We start from the raw sequence: 18,325 nt of genomic DNA, 5'->3' as shown, positions 1-18,325 counted from the left end.
CCCGGAGTCGGCTGCGCCTCGTCCGGGCGACAGAGAGCGCTGCCGGAGTTACTGGCCGTAATACGCTTTTGCCCCATGCTTACGCAGGTAGTGTTTATCCAGCAGCGTCTGCTGCATATCCGGAAGCTGTGGCGCGAGCTGACGGCAGAAGATGCCCATATAAGCAATCTCTTCCAGCACGATAGCGTTGTGCACCGCGTCTTCGGCGTTTTTGCCCCAGGCAAATGGGCCGTGGGAGTGCACCAGCACGCCGGGCATTTGCGCCGGGTCGATGTCGTTCTCGCGGAAGGTTTCGACGATGACCGCGCCGGTTTCCCACTCGTAGTCACCGTTGATTTCCGCATCGGTCATCAGGCGGGTGCAGGGCACCGAGCCGTAGAAATAGTCCGCGTGGGTAGTGCCGGTTGCCGGGATGGACTGTCCGGCCTGCGCCCAGATGGTTGCGTGGCGGGAGTGGGTGTGGACAATGCCGCCGAGCGTTGGGAATGCTTGATACAGCAGGCGATGGGTTGGAGTATCCGAGGACGGTTTTTTGTTACCTTCCACTACTTCGCCGGTTTCCAGGCTCACCACCACCATATCGTCCGCGGTCATCACGCTGTAGTCGACGCCGGAAGGTTTGATAACCAGCACACCGCGCTCGCGGTCAACGGCGCTGACGTTGCCCCAGGTCAGGGTCACCAGATTGTGCTTAGGCAGTGCCAGGTTGGCTTCCAGCACCTGGCGTTTGAGATCTTCTAACATGTTTTGCTCCGAGTCTGAATTTCCCTCACCCCGGCCCTCTCCCGGAGGGAGAGGAGGAAGGGCGACTATGCGCGCTATCGGTACCCTCTCGCCTTCGGGGAGAGGGTTGGGTGAGGGGAAAATCGGCTTAACGTTTGAACCCGAAATACACTTCGTTCCAGCGCAGCGCGTCTTTAAACGCCGGCAGACGGGTGTCGTTGTCGATAACGGCAATCTCGATATCGTGCAGTTCGGCGAACTGGCGCATGTCGTCCAGCGTCAGCGCATGGCTGAATACGGTGTGGTGCGCGCCACCGGCCAGGATCCACGCTTCTGAGGCGGTTTCCAGGTTCGGATGAGCTTTCCACAGCGCGTTGGCCACCGGCAGTTTCGGCAGGTCGTGAGGGGTTTTCACCGTTTCGATGGTATTGACCAGCAGACGATAACGGTCGCCGAGGTCAATCATGCTCGCCACGACGGCCGGGCCGGTTTGGGTGTTGAAGATAAGACGCGCTGGGTCGGCCTTGCCGCCAATGCCCAGGTGCTGTACGTCGAGCAGTGGTTTCTCTTCCACAGCAATGGATGGGCAGACTTCCAGCATGTGCGAGCCCAGTACCAGGTCGTTCCCACCGTTGAAGTGGTAGGTGTAGTCTTCCATAAATGAGGTGCCGCCCTGTAGACCGGTCGACATCACTTTCATAATGCGAAGCAGGGCGGCAGTTTTCCAGTCGCCTTCACCCGCAAAGCCGTAGCCCTGCTGCATCAGGCGCTGCACGGCGAGGCCCGGGAGCTGCTTCAGGCCGTGCAAATCTTCAAAGGTGGTGGTGAACGCGTGGAAACCGCCTTCTTCCAGGAAGCGTTTCATTCCCAGTTCAATGCGTGCCGCGTCCAGGACATTCTGACGCTTGTCCCCGTGAATCTGCGTGGCGGGCGTGAAGCGGTAGCTGCTTTCGTACTCGTCAATCAGCGCATTGATTTCGCCTTCGGTCACGGCGTTAACCACCTGCACCAGATCGCCGACAGCCCAGGTATTGACCGAGAAACCGAACTTAATCTGCGCGGCGACTTTATCACCGTCGGTGACCGCCACTTCGCGCATGTTATCGCCGAAGCGGCACACTTTCAGCTGGCGGGTATCCTGTTTAGAGACGGCCTGACGCATCCAGGAGCCAATACGCTCGTGGGCGTGTTTATCCTGCCAGTGGCCGGTTACTACGCTGTGCTGCTGACGCATACGCGCGCCGATGAAGCCGAACTCGCGGCCGCCGTGCGCGGTCTGGTTCAGGTTCATAAAGTCCATATCGATGCTGTCCCACGGCAGGGAGGCATTGAACTGCGTGTGGAACTGCAGCAGCGGTTTATTGAGGATAGTCAGGCCATTGATCCACATCTTCGCGGGTGAGAAGGTGTGCAGCCAGACGATCATACCGGCGCATTTGTTGTCGTAGTTGGCATCGCGGCAGATGGCGGTAATTTCATCCGGGCGCGTGCCCAGCGGTTTTAGCACCAGTTTGCACGGCAGTTTCGCTTCCGCATTTAAGGCATTGACGACCTGCTCCGCGTTTTGCGTCACCTGGCGCAGCGTTTCCGGCCCGTACAGGTGCTGGCTACCAATGACAAACCACACTTCATAATTATCAAAAACGGTCATAGTCGTATCCTTTAATGAGTCAGGGCTGCCTGAGAAGCGGCGGATTTTTCCGCGGACGCAGCCGGGAGATAATGTTGTTCGGCGCTCACGGCCCATTGCAGATAGCGCTGATAGAGTTCTTCAAAGCGCTGAGCCTGCTGTGGCTGTGGTTGCAAGGTGTGTTCGACCTGGCTTGCCATTTGTTGCTGGGCAGCCGGAATGTCGGTATGTACGCGTGCGGCAACGGCGGCGAAGATGGCCGCGCCCAGCGCACAGCATTGGTCAGAGGCGACAATTTGCAGCGGACGGTTCAGTACGTCGCAACAGGCCTGCATGATGACGCGGTTTTTACGGGCGATACCGCCCAGCGCCATAACGTTGTTGACCGGAATGCCCTGCTCGGTGAAGCACTCCATAATGGCGCGAGCACCAAAAGCGGTGGCGGCAATCAGCCCGCCGAACAGCGCCGGGGCATCGGTAGCAAGATTCAGGTCGGTGATGACCCCTTTCAGACGCTGGTTGGCATTTGGCGTACGGCGACCGTTAAACCAGTCGAGGACGACCGGCATATGGTCGAGAGAAGGGTTGTTCGCCCAGGCTTCAGTCAGGGCTGGCAGCAGCTGTTTCTGGCTGTCTTTGATCTGTGCTTTTAGCTCTGGATGTTGAGCCGCAAGCTGCTCCAGCGGCCAGCCGAGAACGCGGCCAAACCAGGCATAGATATCGCCGAAGGCAGATTGACCTGCTTCCATGCCGATAAAGTTCGGCACCACGCTGCCGTCAACCTGACCGCAGATGCCTTTTACCGTGCGGTTGCCGACGCTGTTTTTATCGGCAATTAAGATGTCGCAGGTTGACGTGCCGATAACTTTTACCAGCGCATTCGGTTGAGCCCCCGCACCGACCGCCCCCATATGGCAGTCGAATGCGCCGCCGGAGATAACCACGTTCGTCGACAGCCCCAGGCGTTTCGCCCACTCAGCGGTCAGGTTGCCAACCGGAATATCGGCCGTCCAGGTTTCGCTAAACAGCGGGCAAGGCAGGTGCTGATTAAGAATCGGATCGAGTTCGTCAAAGAACGCCGCTGGTGGCAGGCCGCCCCAGTTTTCGTGCCACAGCGATTTATGCCCGGCGCTGCAGCGGCCGCGGCGGATGTCCTGCGGACGTGTGGTGCCGGAGAGCAGAGCAGGCACCCAGTCGCACAGCTCAATCCAGGAGGCGGCAGCCTGCGCAACGGCGCTGTCTTCACGGGTAACGTGCAGAATTTTGGCCCAGAACCACTCGCTGGAGTAAATGCCGCCAATATAGCGGGAGTAGTCTTCTTTGCCCGGCTGGTGGCACAGGCGGGTGATGGCTTCGGCCTCTTCCACCGCGGTGTGGTCTTTCCACAGCACGAACATGGCGTTCGGGTTGTCGGCAAACTCTTCTTTGAGTGCCAGGACGTTCCCGTCGGCATCAATAGGCGCTGGCGTTGAGCCGGTGCTGTCGACGCCGATACCAACGACGTCGGCGCGTTGTGCGCTGGAGAGTTCACCCAGTACGCCTTTCAGCGCGGCTTCCATGGATTCGATATAGTCGCGCGGGTGGTGGCGAAAACGGTTATTTGGCGCGTCGCAGAAACGCCCTTCCTGCCAGCGTGGATACCATTCGACGCTGGTCGCGATCTCTTCGCCCGTCGCACAATCTACCGCCAGGGCGCGGACTGAATCACTACCAAAATCGAGGCCAATTGCGATTGCCATCGTGTTACTCCATCTCAAAGAATACGTGATAGTGAAACAGTAGATATCCCCGCAAAAAACCGTCAGGCTGGAACCGCTAATCTTATGGATTATCTTGCTGTGACTGTTCAAAGTGTGACGCCGTGCAAATATTCAATGTGGACTTTTCTGCCGTCCTTATAGACACTTCAGTTGTTATCCTGAAGGGGGCGGCTAGCAGGATTTATTCTCTAAATGCCTTGTTCATCAAGGGATGTCTGTTACTCCTTCCTCGCTGCATCGACAGCACGGCATGGATAACGCTAAAAAGCGGAGTATGGATAATTGGTTTCTTAAGAGCGAAGCGAGAGCGAGCAGAAATGGCTGAAATGCAAAACGATCCCCTGCTACCGGGCTACTCCTTTAACGCCCATCTGGTCGCGGGTTTAACGCCGATTGAAGCCGGTGGCTATCTGGATTTCTTTATCGACCGTCCGCTGGGTATGAAGGGGTTTATCCTCAACCTGACGGTGCGTGGTGAAGGGGTGATTGAGAACCAGGGCAAGCAGTTCGTCTGCCGTCAGGGCGATATGCTGCTGTTTCCGCCGGGCGAAATTCACCACTATGGCCGTCACCCGGATGCCAGTGAGTGGTATCACCAATGGGTCTATTTCCGCCCGCGCGCCTACTGGCACGAGTGGCTGAACTGGCCCGCAATCGTCGCGCAAACCGGTTTTTATCGTCCGGATGAGGCGCATCAAACGGAAATTTCTGAACTGTTTGGCAAGATAATCGACGCTGGGCAGGGAATTGGGCGCTACTCGGAGCATCTGGCGATTAACCTGCTGGAACAGTTGCTGCTGCGCCGCATGGAAGCCATCAATGAATCGCTGCATCCCCCGATGGATAACCGTGTGCGCGATGCGTGCCAGTACATCAGCGACCACCTTGCTGATAGCCACTTTGATATTGCAAGCGTGGCGCAGCACGTCTGCCTGTCGCCGTCGCGCCTGTCGCACCTGTTCCGCCAGCAGCTTGGCGTCAGCGTGCTGAGCTGGCGCGAGGATCAGCGCATCAGCCAGGCCAAGCTACTGCTTAGCACCACGCGAATGCCTATCGCCACCGTGGGGCGCAACGTCGGCTTTGAAGATCAGCTCTATTTTTCCCGCGTATTTAAAAAATGCACCGGCGCGAGTCCCAGCGAATTTCGCGCGGGGTGTGAATAAAAAGTAAAGAAAAGGAAATGCGGTGTGTTGGTTTTTGTCTTTGCCAGTAAACTCTAAAGACAATTGAAGGCTTGACGATGGGGGAGACGCTCTGGAGAATCCCTGCTTCGTTTTCAAACCGGGCACACTATGCAAGCACTGCTGGAACACTTTATTACTCAGTCCACAACCTACTCGCTGATTGCGGTGGCGCTGGTGGCGTTTCTGGAATCACTGGCGCTGGTGGGGCTGATTCTGCCAGGCACCGTGATGATGGCGGGGCTGGGGGCGCTTATTGGCAGCGGCGAGGTGAATTTCTGGCAGGCGTGGTTGGTGGGTATTATTGGCTGCCTGCTGGGTGACTGGGTCTCTTTCTGGCTAGGATGGCGCTTTAAAAAGCCGCTGCATCGCTGGTCATTTATGAAGAAAAACAAATCGCTGCTGGATAAAACCGAACATGCGCTGCATCAGCACAGCATGTTCACTATCCTGGTGGGCCGTTTTGTCGGCCCGACGCGCCCGCTGGTGCCGATGGTGGCCGGTATGCTCGACCTGCCGATCGCCAAGTTTATCACCCCCAATATCATTGGCTGCGTGCTGTGGCCACCGCTTTACTTCCTGCCGGGCATTCTGGCCGGAGCGGCAATCGACATTCCTGCGGATGAACACAGCGCCAGCTTTAAATGGCTGCTGCTGGCGGCGGCGCTGCTGCTGTGGGTAGCGGGATGGCTGTGCTGGCGCTTATGGCGCAGCGCCAAAGAGAATCATGACCGCCTGAGCGCGCTGTTAACGCGTCAGCGTCTGCTGTTGCTGGCCCCGCTGGTGCTGGGCGTTGGCGTGGTGGCGCTGGTGAGCGTGATTCGTCACCCGCTAATGCCGGTGTATATCGAGATTTTGCGGAAGGTGGTGGGGCTGTAGTGTGCCGGATAAAGCATCGCTGCCATCCGGCAGAACATCACGCCCGAATGCCAAGCAGCGCGGACGCGCTGGCTTTCCCGCTCAATAACGCCTGCGTATCGCCATCCCAGGCGATACGCCCTTCCGCAACGACCATCGCGCGCTGTGCAATCCTTGCCGCATCCTCTACGCTGTGGGAAACCATCAGCAACGTTAAGTTTTGCCGCTGACACACTTCATCAACCAGCTGTAGCATCTCCTGCCGTAGCGCCGGGTCGAGCGCCGAGAATGGTTCATCCAGCAGTAAAATCGGCTGCTCGCGCACCAGACACCGTGCCAGCGCCGCGCGTTGACGTTGGCCGCCGGAGAGCTCACCGGGTAGCCTGTCCAGCATGGACTCAATGCCCATCTGCCCGGCAATCACCTGTAACTTTCGCTTCTGCTCCGCGGTGAGCGACAGGCGCGGGCTCATGCCCAGCCCAATGTTCTGGCGTACGGTCAGGTGACTAAAGAGGTTATTTTCCTGAAACAGCATCGACACCGGGCGCTGCGACGGCGGCGTGTGGGTATGCACCCGGCCTTCAAGCATCAGCGTGCCGCTGGCCGGCGTGAGAAAGCCGGCAATCAGGTTCAGCAGCGTGGATTTCCCCGCGCCGCTGGGGCCGAGGATTGCCACTTTCTCGCCCTGGGAAATCGAGGCGTTAAAGCGCATCGGCAGGTGCTGGTAAAGCCAGGTGACATCATTCAGTTTTAACATGGCGTCCGGGTAACTTTTCAATAACGGTGAACAGCAGGAAGCAGAGCAGCAGCAAAATCAGCGCGGTCACCGCGCCGTCCTGGCTGCGGTAGGCGCCAATTTGCTGATAGAGATAAAACGGCAACGTGCGGAAATTTTCATTGCCAAACAGCGCCACGACGCCGAAATCACCTATCGACAGCACGCAGGCAAAGGCCAGCGCCTGCGCCAGCGGGCGTTTCAGGGCGCGAAGCTCAACCACTTTCAGTCGATTAAAGCCAGAAAGCCCCAGCGATTCACACAGGATGCTGTAGCGGGCGGTAATATCGCGCATCGGCGTTTCCAGCACTTTAAGGGCATAAGGCACCGCCATCAGGGCGTTGGTGAAAATCACAATACCGTCGGCAGAGTCGGGCAGACCAACGGTGTTGTTGAGCAGCAGGAAGAAGCCGGTGGCCAGCACGATGCCCGGCATGGCGAGGATCAGCATGCCGCTCAGTTCCATCGCCTGCCCGGCCAGCGGTTGGTTGCGAGCGCGCAGCTCGCGGCTGCTCCATAGCAGCATCATGGTCAGCATCACGCAGAGAACCCCGGCGGCAACGGCGATGCGCAATGAGGTGCCAAGCGCCTGCCAGAGTACCGGCTGGGTGAAGACCTGGAACATCGATGGATTCACCCCATCAATCACTACTGCCAGCAGCGGCGGCAACAACAGCAGTAGGGTGAGAATAATCAACAGGGTGTCGGTTATTCGGCTGTGCCAGCGGTCGTCCGGATCTCGCCAGTCGTGAACCTGGCTATTACCTACGGCGATGGCTCGACTCAACCGTTGACTCAGCAGCACCAGCATCAGGCAGCAACCCATCTGGATAAGCGCCAGCATCGCGGCGCGCGCGGGGTCGTAGTCAAAGTTCAGCGACTGGTAGATAGCAAGTTCGATGGTAGTCGCCGAAGGCCCACCGCCGAGCGACAGTACGGTAGCAAAGCTCGCGAAACAGAGCATGAAAATCAGCGTGGCGATGGGGAGGAGCTGTCGGCGCATCCACGGCCATTCCACCAGGCGGAAAAACGGGTAACCACGCATGCCTAATTGAGCGGCAAGCTGGCGCTGCTCGCCGGGGATTTGCTCCAGCGCCTGTAATAGCAGGCGGGTCGCCATTGGCATATTAAAGAACACGTGCGCGAGCAGAATGCCCTGCAGACCGTAGGGCGAGAACCGCCACTGCCAGCCAAGCCAGGCAAAAAGTTGGGATAGCCACCCCTGACGGCCATATACGCTCAGAATGCCGAAGACGGCGACCAACACCGGGAGAATCAACGTCATGGCGCACAGCCGCAGCAGCAGCGCGCGGCCAGGGAAACGCCGTCGGTAAAGCGCTCGGGCCAGGAAAATAGCGGGTACGACCGACAGCAGCGCCGACAGGAAGGCTTGCCAGAAGGAGAAGCGCACCACGTGCCACAGGTAGCTATCGCCGAGCAGCGTTGACCACGATGTTTCCGGCGCGTTAAGCCACAGCGCCAGAAACGCCGCCAGCGCGACGGCAACCATCAACGTGGTTGCCGTTAGCCCTGGATACAGCCAGCGGGGAATTAGCGGCTGGCTGCGCGAAGCCATGCGTTAATCCAGTTTTGACGTTCGGTGGCCACCTGCTGTGGGGTAAATTCCAAAGAGGTTTGCGGTTTCACCAGGCCATTAAAGCCTTCTGGCAGCGTGACGTTGGTCACCGGATACATCCAGTTGCCGGTTGGAATGGTGTCCTGAAAGGCCGGAGAAACCATAAACTTCAGGAACTCATCGGCCAGCTTCTGCTGTTTGCTGGCCGCGGTTTTGGCCGCGACTTCCACCTGCAGATAGTGGCCTTCGCTAAAGTTCGCCGCCGCGTAGTTATCTTTCTTCTCATCGATGATGTGGTACGCCGGAGAGGTGGTGTAGCTCAGCACCAGGTCACTTTCCCCTTTCAGGAACAGGCCATAGGCTTCGCTCCAGCCTTTGGTCACGGTGACCGTTTTCGCCGCCAGCTTCTGCCAGGCTTCTGGCGCTTTGTCACCGTAGACTTTTTGCATCCACAGCAGCAGGCCGAGACCCGGCGTGCTGGTGCGCGGATCTTCATAAATCACGCGCCATTTCTGGTCGCTTTCGACCAGCTCTTTCAGGCTTTTCGGTGGGTTCTTCAGCTTGTTTTTGTCGTAGACGAAGGCGAAGTAGCCGTAGTCGAACGGCACGAAGGTGTCGTTGTTCCAGCCGCCTGGTACGGTCACGGCATCCGTTGGGACGTTGCTTTTGGCGAACAGCCTGGTGTCGGTTGCGGCCTGTAGCAGGTTGTTATCGAGCCCCAGCACCACGTCGGCTTTGCTGTTTTTGCCTTCCATGCGCAGGCGGTTGAGCAGCGAAACGCCATCTTCCAGCGCCACGTACTTCAGCTCGCAGTTGCAATTGGCTTCAAACGCTTTTTTCACTGCCGGGCCCGGGCCCCAATCAGCCGAAAAAGAGTCGTAGGTATAGACGGTCAGTACAGGCTTGGCGAGGGCCGGAGCGGCAACCAGAACCAGCAGGGGGAGTAATTTTTTGAGCACTTTGCACCTTTATAAAATGGTGGCAAAGGATTTTGAGTTAGCCTCAAATCCCTTCGCCGGGATTATCCGGATCAGGTTCGACGGGTATTTTCTCAGCTCGCGCACTCGGCGCAGCACCCCGTTGAGAACGGCACATTGTAATGATTACGTGAATAAATCAAAAGCCTTAAGGATCCGGCGGTGCAAACCAGGCGGATTTAAAGTCGAACCAGCCGAGGGTGTTCATGCGAACGCCGCGCATACTGCGCTGGCCTTGTAGCATCAGCCAGTGGTGGATCAGCGGCACAATAGACTGATTTGCCAGCAGACTTTGGCACCAGTCAGGCAGCGACAGCTCCCCCGCGCGCCAGCGCTGCGCGTCCTGTTCCCAGTCGATGGGGATACAGTGGCGAATCAGCGGGACTTCATAAAGATAGGCAAAGAGTGAGAAATCGAGCGGCAGCGTAAAGTTGGCGCTGTTAAGCCAGATATCGCTGACCACCTCGCCGCGGTGCCACTCATCATAGTCCACTTCCTGAATAACCAGCTTGACCTGATGCGCCGCCAGCAGCGCTTCCATTATCTGGCCGATAGTCCGGTGTTCAACATGATCGCGATAGTAGGTGAGGGTGACCGACTCAAGACCTGCCGGTTTCTCACAGGTGTGGCTACGGGCATGGTGCCAGCGGGGCAGCAGGCCGTAGGCCGGGAACCAGTGGCTCTGGTGCTGCTCGCCTGCGTGATACAGCAGGTTGTTCGGGTGGAAAATGTGGCTCAGCCACTGTCGTACTGCCGGGTTGTTGCCGCGCGAACTGCGTGCGTCAAACAGCAGATAGTAGCAGCCCTCTTCGAGACGGCTTTCCACTGCCTTTTCGCTCTGGGTGGTGCCCTGAAGCGTCAGGCCGCCGTTCGGTTCTTCGCTGATTTCTGGCAGTACCCAAACGTTCACCTCGTCAATCAGCGCCCGGAAACCGAAGTAGTCGTCAAAGGCGTGGATCTTCAGCTGGTTCTGATTGTTGCGGGCGACCGCATACGGCCCGGTCCCCACCGGCATGCGCGAGAAGTCGCTGAGCGATTGCCATTCGCGGGGCAGAATCATCGCCGACACCTGGCCGAACAACCACGGCAGCCAGCGATCGGGCTCGCTCAGATGCACGTCGAGCGTCCAGGCGGTAGGAGAATGAATGCGCGTGATGTTGGAAAAGAGCGATAGCGTCATGCTGCGATGCAGCGAACTGATGACGTCTTCCATTTCCAGTTCGCGACCGTGATGAAAATGAATGCCGGGGCGCAAGTAAAAACGCCAGTGTAATGGGGAAATGGCCTGCCAATGGTGCGCAATATCCGCTTCCAGTTCCCCATTTACCTCGTTTACTCGGGTCAGTGCGCTGAATATCTGCCGCGCGATATGGGTTTCCGAGCGTCTAAGCGCCGTTCCAGGCAGTAAATTGTGCATCGGGCGATAGTAAAGCACCCGCAGAATGTGCCGCCCCTGACGGAAGCTGCGGCCAAGATGTGACACCAGCATCTGGCGCACCGCCGCCTTATCACCGACTAACTGTACCAGTTGATCGATCCTATCCTGCTCGAGCAAATCTTCCGCGCGCTGTTGCTGAAGCGCTAGGCCGGTATAAAGGAAAGTCAGCTTAGAGCGCTTGCCACGCCCGGCTTCGGCCTCCCAGGTCAACCATCCGCGCGCCTCCATGGTGTTTAAAAGCGTACGCATATGACGGCGAGAGCAGTTCAGCAGCTCGGCCAGTGAGTTGAGCGTGGTTTCCTGTGATTTTCCCTCACAGCACTGCCACAAACGGATGAACTGCTGCTGTAATCGACCTGAAGGCATAAAAGGGGAACTCCTGATAAAAACTCAGCAATTTATTAATCCCTATATTAAGCCAATAATTGATTTCGATGAAGCGAAGGGGAAATGAGGAGGTCACCATGTATCAGTTCTACCGGCGTTATTTCTCTGCCACCAAAAATGTTTCCTGGCTGGCCCGTCAGGCGACTGCACAGCGGCTTGAAGTGCTGAACTATCTGATGCAATGGGAAGTTACGAACCCGACCTCTGAGTATTAATTCGCCTAATCATGTGTGACTGAGTATTTGCCAGCAGGTATCATCTGCTGGCTTTTTTTTATTCTTTCGCGAAAGGATTTCTGATGCTCTGGTTAATGACGATGGGACGACGTCTCAACGGTGTGTATGCCGCCTTTATGCTGGTGGCGTTTATGATGGGCGTGGCGGGGGCGTTGCAGGCGCCAACGCTGAGCCTGTATCTCAGTCGAGAAGTTGGGGTGCAGCCGTTCTGGGTAGGGCTGTTCTACACCGTCAATGCTATCGCCGGGATCGTCGTCAGCCTGGGGCTGGCAAAACGATCCGATAACCGGGGTGACCGACGTAAGCTGATTATGTTCTGCTGCCTGATGGCGGTGGGCAACGCGCTGCTTTTCGCCTTCAACCGCCACTACCTGACGCTGATTACCTGCGGCGTGCTGTTGGCTTCCATCGCCAATGCGGCGATGCCGCAGCTGTTTGCGCTTGCGCGTGAATATGCCGATAGCTCGGCGCGTGAAGTGGTGATGTTCAGCTCGGTGATGCGTGCGCAGCTGTCGCTGGCGTGGGTGATTGGCCCGCCGCTGGCCTTTATGCTGGCGCTCAACTATGGCTTTACCGCCATGTTCTCTATTGCCGCCGTGATTTTCGTGATTAGCCTGACGCTGATTGCTCTGACGCTACCGTCGGTGGCGCGAGTCGAACAGCCCGCCGACGTGGTGCAGAATCAGATTAGCGGCTGGAAGGACAGTAACGTGCGGATGCTGTTTATTGCCTCCACGCTGATGTGGACCTGCAACACCATGTATATCATTGATATGCCGCTGTGGATCAGCAGCGATCTCGGTCTGTCGGATAGCCTGGCGGGGATCCTGATGGGGACGGCGGCGGGGTTGGAAATTCCGGCGATGATCCTCGCGGGTTACTACGTGAAGCGCTTTGGTAAGCGGCGGATGATGGTGACGGCGGTAGCCGCCGGGGTGCTGTTCTACGTCGGGCTGATCTTCTTCCACAGCCACACGTCGCTGCTGGTGCTCCAGCTGTTTAACGCGGTGTTTATCGGTATTGTTGCCGGGATTGGCATGCTGTGGTTCCAGGACCTGATGCCGGGGCGTGCGGGGGCAGCGACCACGCTGTTTACCAACAGCATTTCAACCGGGGTGATTCTGGCGGGGATTATTCAGGGGGCGCTGGCGCAGAGCTTTGGCCATTTCTCGGTGTACTGGGTGATTGCCGGGATTTCGCTGGTGACGCTGGTGATGACCGGGCGGGTGAAGGACGTTTAGTCTGGAGCCGTCCCGCCTTATCTGGGCTGGTAGCCCGGATAAGGCGCGAACGCGCCGCCTCCGGGGAGGCAGCGGCGTTACGGATTACTGCATAAACGCCGGCTGCTTGTTTTCGTAAGCCGAAATAGCGTCTTCGTGTTGCAGCGTCAGGCCAATGCTATCCAGCCCGTTCAACATGCAGTGACGACGGAAGTCGTCAATCTTAAAGCTGTAGGATTTCTCCCCCGCTTTAACCACCTGCGCTTCCAGATCCACTTCAAACGTAATGCCCGGGTTGGCTTTCACCAGCGCAAACATCTCGTCCACCTGTGCATCGCTCAATGTCACCGGCAGCAACTGGTTATTAAAGCTGTTGCCGTAGAAGATATCGGCGAAGCTTGGGGCAATGACCACTTTAAAACCGTAATCGGTCAGCGCCCACGGTGCGTGCTCGCGTGATGAACCACAGCCGAAGTTTTCGCGCGCCAGCAAAATGGAAGCACCTTTGAACTCAGGGAAGTTCAGCACGAACTCAGGGTTCGGCTGCTCGCCTTTGTCGTCGAGGAAGCGCCAGTCGTTGAACAGGTGCGCGCCAAAACCGGTGCGGGTCACTTTCTGCAAAAACTGTTTTGGAATGATGGCATCGGTATCGACGTTCGCGGCATCCAGCGGCACCACCAGTCCCGTATGTTGGGTAAATTTCTCAGCCATGATGGTGTTTCCTTATTTCAAGCTACGAATGTCGGCGAAATGGCCGGTTACCGCGGCCGCTGCGGCCATGGCCGGGCTAACCAGATGGGTACGACCACCGCGGCCCTGACGGCCTTCAAAGTTACGGTTGCTGGTAGAAGCACAGCGCTCGCCTGGGTTCAGACGGTCGTTGTTCATTGCCAGACACATAGAACAGCCCGGCAGACGCCATTCAAAACCGGCTTCGATAAAGATCTTATCCAGACCTTCTGCTTCCGCCTGCGCTTTCACCGGGCCGGAGCCAGGCACGACCAGCGCCTGTACGCCTGGGGCGACTTTACGGCCTTTGGCGATTTCCGCCGCCGCGCGTAAATCTTCAATACGCGAGTTGGTGCAGGAGCCAATAAACACTTTGTCGATAGCCACGTCGGTCAACGGGATACCGGATTTCAGACCCATATACGCCAGCGCTTTTTCCGCGGAGGCGCGTTCAACCGGGTCGCTGAACGATGACGGGTCCGGAATGTTGTCATTCACGGAAATTACCTGGCCTGGGTTAGTGCCCCAGGTCACCTGCGGCGCAATCTCTTCCGCCTGCAGGGTAACCACCGTATCGAAGGCCGCGCCGTCGTCGGTTTGCAGGGTTTTCCAGTAGGCGACGGCTTCGTCAAAATCTTTGCCTTTCGGCGCGTGCAGACGGCCTTCCACATAGTTGAAGGTCGTCTGGTCTGGCGCAACCAGGCCCGCTTTCGCCCCCATCTCAATAGCCATGTTGCACAGGGTCATACGGCCTTCCATGCTCAGGTCGCGAATCGCCTGACCGCAGAATTCCACCACGTGGCCGGTGCCGCCTGCGCTACCGGTTTTACCGATAATTGCCAGCACGATGTCTTTGGCGGTGATACCCGGTGCGGCTTTGCCGTTCACTTCAATCTTCATGGTTTTGGCGCGACCCTGCTTCAGGGTCTGGGTTGCCAGCACGTGTTCTACTTCGGAGGTGCCGATACCAAACGCCAGCGCGCCGAATGCGCCGTGGGTGGCGGTATGGGAGTCGCCGCAGACGATGGTCATGCCCGGCAGGGTAACGCCCTGTTCTGGCCCCATGACGTGGACGATGCCCTGATATGGGTGATTCAGGTCATACAGTTCGACGCCGAACTCGTTGCAGTTCTTAATCAGCTCCTGCATCTGGATACGCGCCATCTCGCCGGAGGCGTTGATGTCTTTGGTCTGCGTAGAGACGTTGTGATCCATGGTGGCGAAGGTTTTACCCGGCTGACGCACCGGGCGGTTGTGCGCGCGCAGGCCGTCAAACGCCTGCGGTGAAGTCACTTCATGCACCAGGTGGCGGTCGATATACAGCAGCGGCGTTTCGTTTGGCGCTTCGTAAACCACGTGAGCATCAAACAACTTTTCGTACAAGGTCTTCGCCATGATTACACCCCTTCGGCAACATAGCGGGCGATGATGTCGCCCATTTCATCGGTACTGACTGCCGCGGCGCCGCGCGCTAAATCACTGGTCCGTACGCCTTCTTCCAGCGCGCGGTTAATGGCATTTTCAATGGCGGTGGCCGCGTCGTTAGCGTCCAGGCTGTAGCGCAGCAGCAGCGCCAGAGAGAGGATCTGCGCAATCGGGTTAGCGATATTTTTGCCAGCGATATCCGGAGCCGAGCCGCCGGCCGGTTCGTACAGGCCAAAGCCTTCTTCATTCAGGCTGGCAGACGGCAACATACCCATAGAGCCGGTGATCATCGCGCACTCGTCGGAGAGAATGTCGCCGAACAGGTTAGAGCACAGCACCACGTCGAACTGTGACGGGTCTTTAATCAGCTGCATGGTGGCGTTGTCGATATACATATGTGCCAGCTCAACGTCGGCATACTCTTTGCCGATTTCGCTGACGATTTCGCGCCAGAGAATGGAGGACTGCAGCACGTTGGATTTATCGATAGAGGTTACTTTGTGACGGCGCTTGCGCGCAGATTCAAACGCGATACGGGCGATACGTTCGATCTCAAAGCGGTGATATACCTCGGTATCAAACGCTTTTTCGTGCTGACCGCTGCCTTCACGACCCTTCGGCTGACCGAAGTAGATACCGCCGGTCAGTTCGCGGACGCACAGGATATCGAAGCCGTTAGCGGCGATATCGGCACGCAGCGGGCAGAACTCTTCCAGCCCCTGATACAGTTTCGCTGGACGCAGGTTGCTGAACAGCTTGAAGTGTTTACGCAGCGGCAGCAGCGCGCCGCGTTCTGGCTGCTGGTTTGGCGGCAGATTTTCCCATTTAGGGCCGCCCACGGAACCAAACAGAATAGCGTCAGCCTGGTCGCAGCCTTCAACGGTCGCCTGTGGCAGCGGTTCGCCGTGACGGTCGATGGCGATGCCGCCAACGTCGTAATGGCTGGTGGTAATGCGCATATCAAAACGTTGGCGCACGGCTTCCAGTACTTTCAATGCCTGTGTCATGACTTCAGGGCCAATACCGTCACCTGGTAACACAGCAATATGGTAATTCTTCGACATTACACGGTTTCCTTGTTGTTCTCGTTATTCTTAACTTTGCGTTGCAATTCTTTTTCGACTTCAGCGGCGCGCCAGATGTTGTTCAGCACGTGAACCATTGCTTTTGCGGAGGATTCAACGATGTCCGTCGCCAGACCGACGCCGTGGAAGCGGCGACCGTTATAGTTAACGACGATATCGACCTGACCCAGTGCGTCTTTGCCCTGGCCTTTGGCGTTCAGGTCATATTTCACCAGCTCAACGTCGTAGCCGGTGATACGGTTAATCGCCTGGTAAATCGCGTCAACCGGGCCGTTACCGTTCGCGGCTTCGGCTTGGGTTTCTTCACCGCAGGCCAGCTTCACGGAGGCGGTGGCAATATCGCTGGAGCCTGACTGCACGCTGAAGTAATCGAGGCGGAAATGCTCTGGCTCTTCCTGCTGCTTATTGATGAACGCCAGTGCTTCCAGGTCGTAATCGAAGACCTGGCCTTTTTTGTCCGCCAGCTTCAGGAACGCGTCGTACAGGTGGTCCATGTTGTAGTCGGTATCTTTGTAGCCCATCTCTTCCATGCGGTGCTTCACCGCAGCACGGCCAGAGCGGGAGGTCAGGTTCAACTGGACCTGGTTCAAACCGATGGACTCAGGGGTCATGATTTCGTAGTTTTCGCGGTTCTTCAGCACGCCGTCCTGGTGGATACCGGAGGAGTGGGCGAACGCGCCGGTACCGACGATAGCTTTGTTGGCCGGGATCGGCATGTTGCAGATCTGGCTGACGGTCTGGCTGGTACGCCAGATTTCGTTATGGTTGATGGCGGTGTGCACGTTCATGATGTCTTTGCGCACTTTAATCGCCATGATCACTTCTTCCAGCGAGCAGTTGCCTGCGCGCTCGCCGATGCCGTTCATCGCGCCTTCAACCTGACGAGCGCCCGCGTGGACCGCTGCCAGAGAGTTACCGACCGCCATGCCCAGGTCATCGTGGGTGTGAACGGAGATAATCGCTTTATCGATGTTTGGGACGCGTTCGTACAGGCCGGTAATAATGTTGGAGAACTCAAACGGCAGGGTGTAGCCGACGGTATCTGGAATGTTGATGGTGGTGGCACCGGCGTTAATCGCCGCTTCTACCACGCGTGCCAGCTGATCAATTGGGGTACGACCGGCATCTTCACAGGAGAACTCAACGTCGTCGGTGTAGTTACGTGCGCGTTTCACCATATACACCGCGCGTTCAATCACTTCATCCAGCGTGCTGCGCAGCTTGGTGGCGATGTGCATCGGAGAGGTGGCAATAAAAGTATGGATACGGAATGCTTCCGCGACTTTCAATGACTCGGCGGCAACGTCAATATCCGCCTCTACGCAGCGAGCCAGCGCACAAACACGGCTGTTTTTAATGTTGCGCGCGATGGTTTGTACTGATTCAAAATCGCCCGGAGAAGAGACCGGAAACCCGACTTCCATCACGTCAACGCCCATACGTTCGAGGGCAAAAGCAATCTGCAACTTCTCTTTCACGCTCAGGCTTGCCTGTAATGCCTGTTCACCATCACGTAAGGTCGTATCAAAAATAATGACTTGCTGGCTCATGGTTTAGGTCCTTGGTTAACTTGGGGCGCCTTGCTACGAGCATAAAAAAACCCGCGCAGCGGCGCGGGTTTTTCGTTTACTGATGATGACTTAACGTTGAACGTCGCACACCAGCCTACCGCGCACAGAAGAGGCGTTTAGTAGTAGTAGGCCGTTGAAGCGAGTGGTACGGAACATGTCATCATTCTCCAGATGAATTCGATATGCTTTTAGTGGTACTGGATATGGTTTCTGATGTCAACCCTGGCAGGTGAAATGAAGCCGATTTCGTTATCAAACCGAAACGGTAGAATTAGCTAATTGTGCTGAAGGAGGTCGCATTTTATAGATGATCGTTTCATGCGTTGATTCATGACTTTCATATTTTGTCGCATTTAAACATGAATCATCGCAAACGCTCATGAGTTTGACATTTTTGAGGTTTCGATCTATCTCTATGATAAATATATGGTTGTTGTTCTTTTTCTGTTGTGTTGTGAATTTAAGAGAACTCTTTTTGATATAAAATGTTAATTATTAAAGCCAGTAAAATAAAACACTTTAATAATACTTAATATATTCGTCCGATTTTGGAATGTTGTCTATTCGCGCAATCTATGGGTAAACTACATGGCATTCACTTGGTGATATTGATGGGTTTGAATTTTGCTCATCAGCAAACTTGCCTTGTTATCTTTATATATTCCTATTTTTTATTGAATTCTCTTTTTTGGATCTTATATGCATGGTAAATCATATAGCCTCAGTTTATTTTTGCTATTTAGCAAAGGGAGTT

16 protein-coding genes and 1 riboswitch are annotated in these 18,325 nt (G+C 56.6%); of the genes, 4 read left to right on the top strand and 12 right to left on the bottom strand.

Annotated elements, in window-relative coordinates; translation table 11 throughout:
- Positions 1–48 precede the first annotated feature (48 nt).
- The 3 genes from araD to araB all read right to left on the bottom strand — a co-directional run bounded on the left by araD (position 49) and on the right by araB (position 4,092).
- The gene (araD, locus tag MY052_RS20110) at positions 49–744 is read right to left on the bottom strand and encodes an L-ribulose-5-phosphate 4-epimerase (protein ID WP_123650726.1); all 696 of its coding nucleotides are present in this window, start codon (positions 742–744) and stop codon (positions 49–51) included.
- Positions 745–871: 127 nt separating this feature from the next.
- On the bottom strand, positions 872–2,374 hold the full coding sequence (araA, locus tag MY052_RS20105) for an L-arabinose isomerase (RefSeq protein ID WP_248537710.1): 1,503 nt from the start codon (positions 2,372–2,374) through the stop codon (positions 872–874).
- 11 nt (positions 2,375–2,385) lie between these two features.
- Positions 2,386–4,092: a ribulokinase gene (araB, locus tag MY052_RS20100; RefSeq protein WP_248537709.1), complete on the bottom strand. Its 1,707-nt coding sequence runs from the start codon at positions 4,090–4,092 to the stop codon at positions 2,386–2,388.
- A gap of 338 nt (positions 4,093–4,430) precedes the next feature.
- Here araB and araC point away from each other — a divergent pair, with 338 nt between their 5' ends.
- Both araC and MY052_RS20090 read left to right on the top strand, forming a co-directional pair.
- Positions 4,431–5,276, top strand: a complete 846-nt coding sequence (gene araC / locus MY052_RS20095) for an arabinose operon transcriptional regulator AraC (RefSeq protein WP_123650728.1) — start codon at positions 4,431–4,433, stop codon at positions 5,274–5,276.
- A 129-nt stretch (positions 5,277–5,405) separates the two neighbouring features.
- Positions 5,406–6,173, top strand: a complete 768-nt coding sequence (locus MY052_RS20090; protein ID WP_035895439.1) for a DedA family protein — start codon at positions 5,406–5,408, stop codon at positions 6,171–6,173.
- Positions 6,174–6,210: 37 nt separating this feature from the next.
- On the opposite strand, the gene thiQ is transcribed toward MY052_RS20090, so the two are convergent.
- The 4 genes from thiQ to sgrR form a co-directional block, all read right to left on the bottom strand.
- Positions 6,211–6,909 carry a thiamine ABC transporter ATP-binding protein ThiQ gene (gene thiQ, locus MY052_RS20085; RefSeq protein ID WP_035895441.1) on the bottom strand — a complete coding sequence of 233 codons (699 nt, stop codon included), beginning with the start codon at positions 6,907–6,909 and terminating at the stop codon, positions 6,211–6,213.
- Positions 6,893–8,503, bottom strand: a complete 1,611-nt coding sequence (thiP, locus tag MY052_RS20080) for a thiamine/thiamine pyrophosphate ABC transporter permease ThiP (protein ID WP_248537708.1) — start codon at positions 8,501–8,503, stop codon at positions 6,893–6,895. Before thiP ends, thiQ begins: the two co-directional genes overlap by 17 nt.
- Positions 8,479–9,462, bottom strand: coding sequence for a thiamine ABC transporter substrate binding subunit (gene thiB, locus MY052_RS20075; RefSeq protein ID WP_248537707.1), 984 nt, complete (start codon positions 9,460–9,462; stop codon positions 8,479–8,481). The genes thiP and thiB overlap by 25 nt, the downstream gene beginning before the upstream one ends.
- A 30-nt stretch (positions 9,463–9,492) precedes the next feature.
- Positions 9,493–9,593, bottom strand: a riboswitch (TPP riboswitch).
- Positions 9,594–9,628: 35 nt separating this feature from the next.
- On the bottom strand, positions 9,629–11,284 hold the full coding sequence (gene sgrR, locus MY052_RS20070; RefSeq protein WP_035893004.1) for an HTH-type transcriptional regulator SgrR: 1,656 nt from the start codon (positions 11,282–11,284) through the stop codon (positions 9,629–9,631).
- A 98-nt stretch (positions 11,285–11,382) separates the two neighbouring features.
- On the opposite strand from sgrR, the gene sgrT reads away from it, so the two are divergent.
- Both sgrT and MY052_RS20060 read left to right on the top strand, forming a co-directional pair.
- The gene (sgrT, locus tag MY052_RS20065; RefSeq protein ID WP_115074862.1) at positions 11,383–11,520 is read left to right on the top strand and encodes a glucose uptake inhibitor SgrT; all 138 of its coding nucleotides are present in this window, start codon (positions 11,383–11,385) and stop codon (positions 11,518–11,520) included.
- Positions 11,521–11,603: 83 nt separating this feature from the next.
- Complete coding sequence (locus tag MY052_RS20060; RefSeq protein ID WP_202216492.1) at positions 11,604–12,782, top strand: sugar efflux transporter; 1,179 nt, start codon at positions 11,604–11,606, stop codon at positions 12,780–12,782.
- 84 nt (positions 12,783–12,866) lie between these two features.
- Here MY052_RS20060 and leuD read toward each other — a convergent pair whose 3' ends face one another.
- The 5 genes from leuD to leuL form a co-directional block, all read right to left on the bottom strand.
- The gene (leuD, locus tag MY052_RS20055; protein ID WP_035893008.1) at positions 12,867–13,472 is read right to left on the bottom strand and encodes a 3-isopropylmalate dehydratase small subunit; all 606 of its coding nucleotides are present in this window, start codon (positions 13,470–13,472) and stop codon (positions 12,867–12,869) included.
- 12 nt (positions 13,473–13,484) lie between these two features.
- On the bottom strand, positions 13,485–14,885 hold the full coding sequence (gene leuC, locus MY052_RS20050; RefSeq protein WP_035893010.1) for a 3-isopropylmalate dehydratase large subunit: 1,401 nt from the start codon (positions 14,883–14,885) through the stop codon (positions 13,485–13,487).
- Between the two features lie 2 nt (positions 14,886–14,887).
- Entirely contained in the window at positions 14,888–15,979 is a 1,092-nt protein-coding gene (gene leuB, locus MY052_RS20045; RefSeq protein WP_035893011.1) for a 3-isopropylmalate dehydrogenase, read from the bottom strand.
- Complete coding sequence (leuA, locus tag MY052_RS20040; RefSeq protein WP_248537706.1) at positions 15,979–17,550, bottom strand: 2-isopropylmalate synthase; 1,572 nt, start codon at positions 17,548–17,550, stop codon at positions 15,979–15,981. Before leuA ends, leuB begins: the two co-directional genes overlap by 1 nt.
- Positions 17,551–17,640: 90 nt before the next feature.
- Positions 17,641–17,727, bottom strand: a complete 87-nt coding sequence (gene leuL, locus MY052_RS24340) for a leu operon leader peptide (protein ID WP_100249930.1) — start codon at positions 17,725–17,727, stop codon at positions 17,641–17,643.
- Between the last annotated feature and the right edge of the window lie 598 nt (positions 17,728–18,325).

It is taken from the genome of Kluyvera ascorbata (assembly GCF_023195735.1).
Taxonomy (GTDB): Bacteria; Pseudomonadota; Gammaproteobacteria; order Enterobacterales; family Enterobacteriaceae; genus Kluyvera; species Kluyvera ascorbata.
Note: the sequence above shows the minus strand (reverse complement) of the source record. Positions and strands in the feature narration are given on the sequence as shown.

Coding starts and splice junctions, on each gene's coding strand:
- araD (WP_123650726.1), bottom strand. CDS start 744: ATGTTAGAAGATCTCAAACGCCAGGTGCTGGAAGCCAACCTGGCACTG.
- araA (WP_248537710.1), bottom strand. CDS start 2,374: ATGACCGTTTTTGATAATTATGAAGTGTGGTTTGTCATTGGTAGCCAG.
- araB (WP_248537709.1), bottom strand. CDS start 4,092: ATGGCAATCGCAATTGGCCTCGATTTTGGTAGTGATTCAGTCCGCGCC.
- araC (WP_123650728.1), top strand. CDS start 4,431: ATGGCTGAAATGCAAAACGATCCCCTGCTACCGGGCTACTCCTTTAAC.
- MY052_RS20090 (WP_035895439.1), top strand. CDS start 5,406: ATGCAAGCACTGCTGGAACACTTTATTACTCAGTCCACAACCTACTCG.
- thiQ (WP_035895441.1), bottom strand. CDS start 6,909: ATGTTAAAACTGAATGATGTCACCTGGCTTTACCAGCACCTGCCGATG.
- thiP (WP_248537708.1), bottom strand. CDS start 8,503: ATGGCTTCGCGCAGCCAGCCGCTAATTCCCCGCTGGCTGTATCCAGGG.
- sgrR (WP_035893004.1), bottom strand. CDS start 11,284: ATGCCTTCAGGTCGATTACAGCAGCAGTTCATCCGTTTGTGGCAGTGC.
- sgrT (WP_115074862.1), top strand. CDS start 11,383: ATGTATCAGTTCTACCGGCGTTATTTCTCTGCCACCAAAAATGTTTCC.
- MY052_RS20060 (WP_202216492.1), top strand. CDS start 11,604: ATGCTCTGGTTAATGACGATGGGACGACGTCTCAACGGTGTGTATGCC.
- leuD (WP_035893008.1), bottom strand. CDS start 13,472: ATGGCTGAGAAATTTACCCAACATACGGGACTGGTGGTGCCGCTGGAT.
- leuC (WP_035893010.1), bottom strand. CDS start 14,885: ATGGCGAAGACCTTGTACGAAAAGTTGTTTGATGCTCACGTGGTTTAC.
- leuB (WP_035893011.1), bottom strand. CDS start 15,979: ATGTCGAAGAATTACCATATTGCTGTGTTACCAGGTGACGGTATTGGC.
- leuA (WP_248537706.1), bottom strand. CDS start 17,550: ATGAGCCAGCAAGTCATTATTTTTGATACGACCTTACGTGATGGTGAA.
- leuL (WP_100249930.1), bottom strand. CDS start 17,727: ATGTTCCGTACCACTCGCTTCAACGGCCTACTACTACTAAACGCCTCT.